Consider the following 7,333-nt stretch of genomic DNA (forward strand, 5'->3'; position numbering starts at 1 on the left):
CTCACGCGTGGCCAAGATCGACAAGGACGGCAACTGGGTCGACTCCTACGGCAGCTACCGCACCGAGCCGGGTCAGTTCCGCACCCTGCACTCGATCGACTCCGACGCGAACGACAACAACTACATCACCGATCGGGGCAACGCTCGGATCCAGGTGATGGACACCGCTTGCCACATCCAGCGGATGATCAAGTTCGACGTGCCGTTCGACAACGACAAGGCGCGCGCCATCATCCGCGGCAAGCCGGCCAAGGACCGCACCACGGTCGACCTGTTCACGCCGGGCGCGCCCTGGGCCTTGTGCATCACACCCGGACCGAAGCAGGTCCTCTACGTCGCCGACGCCTTCCCGGGGCGGATCTACAAGCTGTCGCTCGACGGCAAGGTGCTGGGCGTGCTCGGGGAGACGGGCAAACAGCTCAAGCAGTTCGGCTGGATCCACGAGATCGCCTGCCCGTCCGAGAACGAGATCTACGTCGGCGAACTGCTGAACTGGCGCCCGCAGAAGCTGGTCCTACATCCGTGATCGCCGGTGGCGCCACGACAATGCTCACGCTTCGGCGATCGGGAGGCTGGGCAGCGTGTCGGGCGATCGGCACGAAATCGGCGGTGTGGAGCGGAGTGCCCCGTCACCGAACGAAGCTACCTGGCACAAGAGGCGCGCAACGCTCATCTTGCTCGGACAACGGCACTCTTACAGCCGACGCATCTCTACGGCAGCGCCAATGCGCGCTCATCCGAGAGGAAGTGAAGCCCGAGGCGCGGCACAGCCGCTGACGGTTCGCATCTTCTCGAATGCCTGGATCGGGTGTCACTCGGCGGCGAGGCGGACTGGATACCCACCGGTCGGTACCGCCGCCATCTCATGGAACTCGCGGCCCCCACCTACAGGTTGGGTGCGGTCCATCCGCCAAAGCGGATCTCGAGCTGTCGGACGAGGGCGAGCGCGACGTCCTCCCGCCACGGCCGAGCCGCCACCTGCACACCGAGCGGCAGGCCTTCCGGCGATGTCCCAACGCGCACCGTCGCGGATGGCCAACCGGTCAGATTGTGCATCTGCGCGTAGCCGACGCCCTTCTGCAGTTCTTCGTCGAAGCTCGTGCCATGCCGTGGTGCCGCGTACGGCAGGACCGGCGAGAGCAGCGCGTCGTAATCCTGCATGAAGGCTAGCATCGCGTTCCGGTAGGCATCCCACCGGTTGAACGCGGCGAGCGCCTCCGTGATGCTCCCCATCGCCGGTGAGGAGCGCGACTGCAGCGACTGCTCGAACAGCGGCGAGATCCGCTCGGTGCCGACCGATTTGAGGAAGGCCCGGACACCGGCCGCGCCGTCGCCGCGCGTCATGTCGTAGTAGATGGTCCCGGCCTTGGCCGCATCCGGCGGGCGGCGCTCCGTCACGGTCACGCCCGCCAGCGCCAGTGCCTCGACCGCGTGGTGAACGGCCGCCGCGATCTCGGCGGTGGGCGGCGCGAGCCCGTCGTCGTCGAAGAAGGCCAGCCTCAACTTCGAGAGGTCGACCGCACGGCTATCGAGCAGCGGCAAGTCGACTATGGTGTAGTCGTGAAAATCGGGCCCGGCGATGATTGGCAGGGCCAGCGCCAGATCATCCACGCTCCGGGCGATCAGGCTGACGTGGAAGACGGCGTTGCGCGCGCCCATCGGCCGGGGGAACTGGCCGGTCCGCGGCACGCGGCCCGAAGTCGGCTTGAGCGCGGCGAGGCCGCAGTAATGCGCCGGCACGCGAATGCTGCCGCCCGCATCGGTCCCGAGGCCGAGCGGCGAGCCGGCCGCTGCGACGATTGCGGCTTCGCCGCCGCTGCTTCCACCCGGGGTGCGGGCGAGATCGTAGGGATTGTTGGTCCGCCCGTAGACGAGGTTATCGGTCTCCAAGGCCCCGGCCAGTTCCGGCACGTTGGTCTTGCCCAGCACGATCGCTCCGGCCGCCCGCAGTCTCGCGACGGCGGTGGCGTCGGCCTTCGGCACGTAGTTCGCCCGTCCGAGGGTACCGCCCGTGCAGATCGTGCCGGCCGTCTCAAGCGTGTCCTTGATGGTGACCGGAACACCGTGGAGCGGCCCCTTGACCTGACCACGCGCCAGCATCGCGTCGGCCTCGTCCGCCTCCCGACGGGCCGCATCGGCAGTGAGCTGAACCACGGCGTTCAAGCGCGGGTTCACCGCGGCGATGCGATCGAGATGAAGGTCAACGGTCTCGCGCGCCGAGCGGCGGCCGCTCCGGATCGCGGCAGCTAGCTCGACCGCGGTCGTGCTTGAGCCGGTCGCACCTATGGCTGGTCCAGGACAGATCGCCGGCAGGGCACCGGTGGCGGCTATGCCGATGAGTGCATCTCGGCGGTTGATCCGGTCTGCCATCATGTCCCTTTCCTCTACGCCGGGTTGCCGGATCGGCCTCGCGAGAGTCGCGCCGGCATCCAGACCGTGGCTCCCATTGTCGCCCAGGTCGTCCAGCAAAGCTCAGGCGCTCGGCAGGAGTGCTTCATCGACGCGCGGGCCGCCAGTCCATGGCGAAACGCTCACGGGAAGGTGCTGAAGCCAGACCGGTAAGGATCCGGCGGCAAGACGCATGCGATGGGGTCGGTGGCGGCCTGAGACTTTGACCACCAGGCGCAGCGCCTGCGATCAAGCATTCCGTGGGAAGTTCCATGCCGCCGGTCGGCTCAAGGCCGAGCTTCGCGAGTCGACCACTGCCCGAGGGTACCGCGAACACTGATATCGCCGGCGCCCATCATGGGCACGGAACCACCGAGACTTCCCATGTCCACGCTCATCCGCGCCGGCCTCTCGCTCGGCGCTATCGCCGTCTTCGCCGGCCTGCCCCGGCTCGCCTCGACCGAGGCCGGATTGGCTGCAGGCCGCGTCGCCGTGGAGCAGCTGTCCGATAGTGCGGCCAGCCCACTCAAGACGCAGATCGCATCCGACCTCGCCGGCGGCTCGACCCTGCCGCTCCTGGCTCTGCTCGCCGTCCTCGCCGTGATCTGGCTCGTACCCGCCCGGCGTACGCCGCTCGCAGTCCTCCTCTTCGGGCTCGGCACCGCCGCCGCGCCCGAGCCGGCGCACGCCTACTTCAGCAAGTACGACTACGGCGAGTACATCGAGATCCTGCCCAACCAGTCGGCCTTCATGATCCCGGAGAGCGGGGACACGAAGACTGGCCAAGCGCAGTTCGGCTCGGAGCGTTTTCTCGCCGAGAGCAAGGTCGCGGCCAAGCGCGTGCAGATCCCGCACACCAAGCTGCCGAACACCGGCACGCTGTCGGACTACTACGTGCCAGCGGCCCGCCTGATCATCGTCGACCGCACGCCGGTGTCGCGCGAGTGGACGACCTCGGCCAGCCGCGGCACGTCGAGCGCCGACCAGGGCTTCCGGTTCGAGACCGCCGACTCGATCGGGCTGTCGACCTCGGTCGTCATCTCGGCCTTCGTCAAGGAGGAGGACGCAGCCAAGTTCCTGTACTGGTTCGGCACCAAGCCGGCCGCCCAGGACACGGACGAGGCGCGGTTCGCCTCTGTGCTCTACGGCCGCTCGCTCGCGGAGGTGGTCGACGGCAACGTGCATCGCACCGTGCAGGCCGCGCTCGCGCGGGAGTTCGGTCGCCGTGCGACCGACGACGCGATCCACCAGAAGGCCGAGATCATGGCGGCCGTCGAGAAGGCGGTAATCGATCAATTTGCGCCGATGGGCCTCACGGTGACGACGCTGGGCTTTGCCGACGAGCTGAACTTCGAGAACGCCGCGATCCAGGCGGCGATCGACGACACGTTCATGGCCAACAAGCGGGCGCAGTCGGGTCAGGCGCAGCTTGCCACGCTGCCGATCCAGGAGCGGATCCTCGACATGGAGATCCGCCGCTCGGACGCGCAGGCGCGACAGACGCTCGCCGGGCGCTGGAATGGCAACGCGTCGGGGTTCCTGCCATCCTGGGTCGTTATCCCGAGCGACATCCTCGGCACGGTCCGCGGTTGGTTTGGAGGTGGCGAGACGAAGCCCGCGCTCCCGGCTGCTCCGGCGAAAGGCTAAGATCGGGTGACCACCGCGTCGTCGATGAACGAGCGGTGGACACCGGCCCCTGTTGGCAGGATTGAGAACGAGCCGCCGCGCACCGGGTGAAGCGCGGCGGTCAAGCCGAGAAGCGCCCCCGCGCAGGACCGACTTGCGCAGGTCCAACGAGGGCGACGAGGCATCAGACACTCAGAACGATTTTCCCGAAGTGCTCGTTCGCCTTCATGCGCGCGAGCGCGGCCGGCGCCTCCGCCAGCGGATAGCGGCTGTCGATCGGCAGGCTGAAACCTCCGGTCGCGATCGCCTGCCACAGATCCGCGCGGACGCGCGCGGTGATGGCGCGCTGCTCCTCGATCGACCGGGTGCGGTTGGTCACGCCGATGTAGCTGATGCGCTTCGTGGCATGCAGGTCGAAATCGAACTCGCCCCGGCCTCCTCCGAGCCGGCCGACGTTGATGATCCGTCCGAGCACGGCCGCAGCCTGCAGGTTGCCGTTGGCGACCGGCGCGGAGACCTGATCGATGATCACGTCGACGCCCCGGCCGCCGGTCGCCGCCCGTACCTGCTCGGGCCAAGTCGGATCCCGGGTGTCGATGGCCAGGGTTGCGCCGAACTCGGGCAGGCGCACGCGGTGCTCGGGGCTTCGCGACGTGCCGATCACCACCGAGGCCTTGCGCCACCGGGCGATCTGCAGCCCCATCAGCCCGACGCCGGAACTCGCCCCCTGGATCAGCACGGTCTCGCCTGGCTGCAGGTGCGCCTGCGTGAGGAGCGCGTCGTGCATCGTCTGCAGGGCGACCGGTAGGACCGCGGCGACCTCGAACGACAGGTTTGCGGGCAGCGGGAGGGTCCGGCCGTGATCCGCGACGGCATACTCGGCGTAGCCGCCGGCCCCGGAGCACATGACGCGGTCGCCGGGATGGAAGTCGCTCACGCCTGCGCCGACTGCCACGATTTCCCCGGCCCATTCTAGCCCCGGGATCGCCCCAGGCCCACCGGTCGGGCCGTGCGGCTGCCCCGCGGCGACGGAGAGATCGGCTCGGTTGAGGGCGGCGCCCCGGACCCTGACGAGCACCTCCGTCGGCGTCGGCGCCGGGATGTCGGTCTCGGCGAGGCTCGGCCCCTCCGGTCCGACCACGATGGCCTTCATCCGGGCCGCGGCCGGGGCGATGGGGCGATCCTCGGCCATGGCGGCGCGGGCGGGCAGGAGTTGCGCGGCCGCGCCGGCCAGGAGGACGCGTCGATCGATGTCCATGGGTCTCTCCTGCCGTTGTCCCGGCTCGCTGTCGTTCGGCGTTTGGCGTTGCTGACGGGCACATCTGGAGGATCCGGCTCGGATGCGCTGGAGGTCCGCGGCGCAGTGCGGATCAGCCGGATCGCGGCGAGCATCGTAGACCATCCCACGTGACCGGCTATCGCGACCTACCGGGCTGGCTCGGATCATCACCGCGCACCGGTAACGGTTCGTCGACGCGCCCCAGTTCGACGCCGGTCGTCTCGGGCAGCGCCAGGGTTGCGGCCAGGGCGACGGCGTAGGCACCCAAAGCGCACGCGCCCATCGCCGTACCCAGCGGAGCGGCCGCGGCGATGAGACCGACCAAGGCTGGCATCACCGAGCCAAATCCCCGGCCGCCGCCGAGGCAGAAGCCCTGCGCGTTCCCCCGCAGGCTCGTCTCGAACAGCTCGGCAAAGGTCGGCGTCATGCCCGACGCCAGGGCATTCTGGCAGGCGCCGAGGGCGAAGCTCAGCCCGATCAACGGGCCGAGGCTCGGCGCGGCGAACACGTACAGGCTGACGTTGAGGGCTTGCAGCAGCAGGAACGCGCCGAACGCCGGTCGCCGGCCGACTCGGTCGGCCAACTGGCCGTAGAGAAGGGGGCCGACCAGCGAGCCGGCGATGTTGGCGGCGAGGTAGCCCGCACTGGCCGCGGTCGAGAAGCCGAGCGCGGTCCGCAGGTACGTGGGCAGCCAGATGATCATCACGTAGTTGCCGCCGAAGATGCCCGTCGACAGGGTGGCCGCCATGAGCGTCGTCCGCCGCTGCGCGCCCGCGAAGATCCGCCAGATCGCCTCGGGTCCGCCGCTCTGGTGTGCCGCGGCATTCTCGGCGTACACGCCGGATTCCGGCACGAACCGGCGGATGAGAAACACTGCCGCGGCCGGGACAAGCCCGATCGCGAAGAACACGCGCCAGCCGAGTTCCTGCGGGAATAGGCTGGCTATGACCGGAAACAGCGCCACGGCACCCGCATAGCCGACGGCATAACCGCTGCTGACCGCGGAGGCGACGCGCCCGCGCAGGGCGGGTCGCACCACCTCGCTGATCAGGGTGGCCCCGACCGCCGCCTCGCCGCCGTAGCCCATGCCCTGGCCGAAGCGCAGTAGGGCCAGCGGCGCAAACCCGGTCGCGAACGCGGCGCCGAAGGTGCAGAGCGCGACCCACAGGATGGTCCATTGCAGGACCCGGATCCGGCCGATCCGATCCGCCGCCACGCCGGCGCCCCAGCCCCCCACCGCCGCGCCCAACAGCGCCGCGGTCGCGAGGTAGCCCGCCTCGGGCCGCGTGAGGCCGAGCGTGGCGATCAGGGCCGGGATCACCAGCGCGTAGATGCTGTTGTCCATGGAATCGAGGCCGAAGCCGGCAAAGCACGCCCAGAACGTCCGGCGTTCGGTCGCATCCAATTGGCCGTACCAACCCATGGCTGTCGCTCGTGTCCGCAAGGAGGCTTCCGGCCGTTGTCTAAGCCGCCACACGCGGCGACGTGCCCAGCATCGCTACGGGGGCGTTCAGTGCCCCTCAGGCCGACCCAGTGGCTCCCGCCAGCAGGGCGCCGTACCCCGGTATGGCCTCACGCAGGCCTGCCGCGCGCAGGGCGTTCCACATCATGCCCGAGGTCGCGGAGATCACGGGCTTGCCGATGTCGCGCTCCAGCGTGGCCATCGTCCCCAGGGTGGGCATCCCGACGCCGCTCAGCACCAGGGCCTCGGCGTCGGGATGGTCCACGAGGCGGCCGAGGCCGTAGGCTCGCTCCGCCGTCTCGTCGTAGATGTTGCGCACGCCCGGCAGATTACCGTGATTGACCACGGCGAAGCCGTGCGCCTCGAGCAGCGCCTTGCCCTGCAGGGTCGCCTCCAGCGCGTAGGGCGTGCCGAAGGCGATCGCGCGGATGCCGAGATGCCGGAGCCCGGCCACGACGCTCCCGAAGGCGGTGATGAAGCGCGTGGCGTAGCGCTGCTCCATCCGCGCGACGAGGGCGGCCTCCTCGGCCTGCCCGAGCGTGTAGCTGGTCGCGGTGTGAGCCAGCACGACGACCTTC

The 7,333-nt window shown here is 69.5% G+C and carries 4 protein-coding genes and 2 pseudogenes; 2 read left to right on the forward strand and 4 right to left on the reverse strand.

All coding sequences use genetic code 11. The annotated features are described in order from the left end of the window. Positions 1-526, forward strand: a pseudogene (locus MKK75_RS08570) (6-bladed beta-propeller); the annotation flags it as partial. A 359-nt stretch (positions 527-885) separates the two neighbouring features. Here the strand turns inward: MKK75_RS08570 and MKK75_RS08575 are convergent. Continuing rightward, a complete protein-coding gene (locus MKK75_RS08575; RefSeq protein WP_244042169.1) occupies positions 886-2,373 on the reverse strand; it encodes an amidase in 1,488 nt (495 codons plus the stop codon). Positions 2,374-2,772: 399 nt separating this feature from the next. Between MKK75_RS08575 and MKK75_RS08580 the strand changes: the two genes are divergently transcribed. Further along, positions 2,773-4,035, forward strand: coding sequence for a hypothetical protein (locus tag MKK75_RS08580; protein WP_244042170.1), 1,263 nt, complete (start codon positions 2,773-2,775; stop codon positions 4,033-4,035). A 163-nt stretch (positions 4,036-4,198) separates the two neighbouring features. Here the strand turns inward: MKK75_RS08580 and MKK75_RS08585 are convergent, their stop codons facing one another. The 3 genes and pseudogenes from MKK75_RS08585 to MKK75_RS08595 all read right to left on the reverse strand — a co-directional run. Then, entirely contained in the window at positions 4,199-5,167 is a 969-nt protein-coding gene (locus tag MKK75_RS08585; protein ID WP_244042172.1) for a zinc-binding dehydrogenase, read from the reverse strand. 262 nt (positions 5,168-5,429) lie between these two features. Beyond that, entirely contained in the window at positions 5,430-6,716 is a 1,287-nt protein-coding gene (locus MKK75_RS08590) for an MFS transporter (protein WP_244042171.1), read from the reverse strand. Positions 6,717-6,813: 97 nt separating this feature from the next. Continuing rightward, positions 6,814-7,333, reverse strand: a pseudogene (locus MKK75_RS08595) (hypothetical protein); the annotation flags it as partial.

Origin of the sequence: Methylobacterium sp. J-030, from assembly GCF_022829545.1 — a bacterium.
GTDB lineage: Bacteria > Pseudomonadota > Alphaproteobacteria > Rhizobiales > Beijerinckiaceae > Methylobacterium.

Coding starts and splice junctions, on each gene's coding strand:
- MKK75_RS08580 (WP_244042170.1), top strand. CDS start 2,773: ATGTCCACGCTCATCCGCGCCGGCCTCTCGCTCGGCGCTATCGCCGTC.
- MKK75_RS08575 (WP_244042169.1), bottom strand. CDS start 2,373: ATGATGGCAGACCGGATCAACCGCCGAGATGCACTCATCGGCATAGCC.
- MKK75_RS08590 (WP_244042171.1), bottom strand. CDS start 6,716: ATGGGTTGGTACGGCCAATTGGATGCGACCGAACGCCGGACGTTCTGG.
- MKK75_RS08585 (WP_244042172.1), bottom strand. CDS start 5,167: ATGAAGGCCATCGTGGTCGGACCGGAGGGGCCGAGCCTCGCCGAGACC.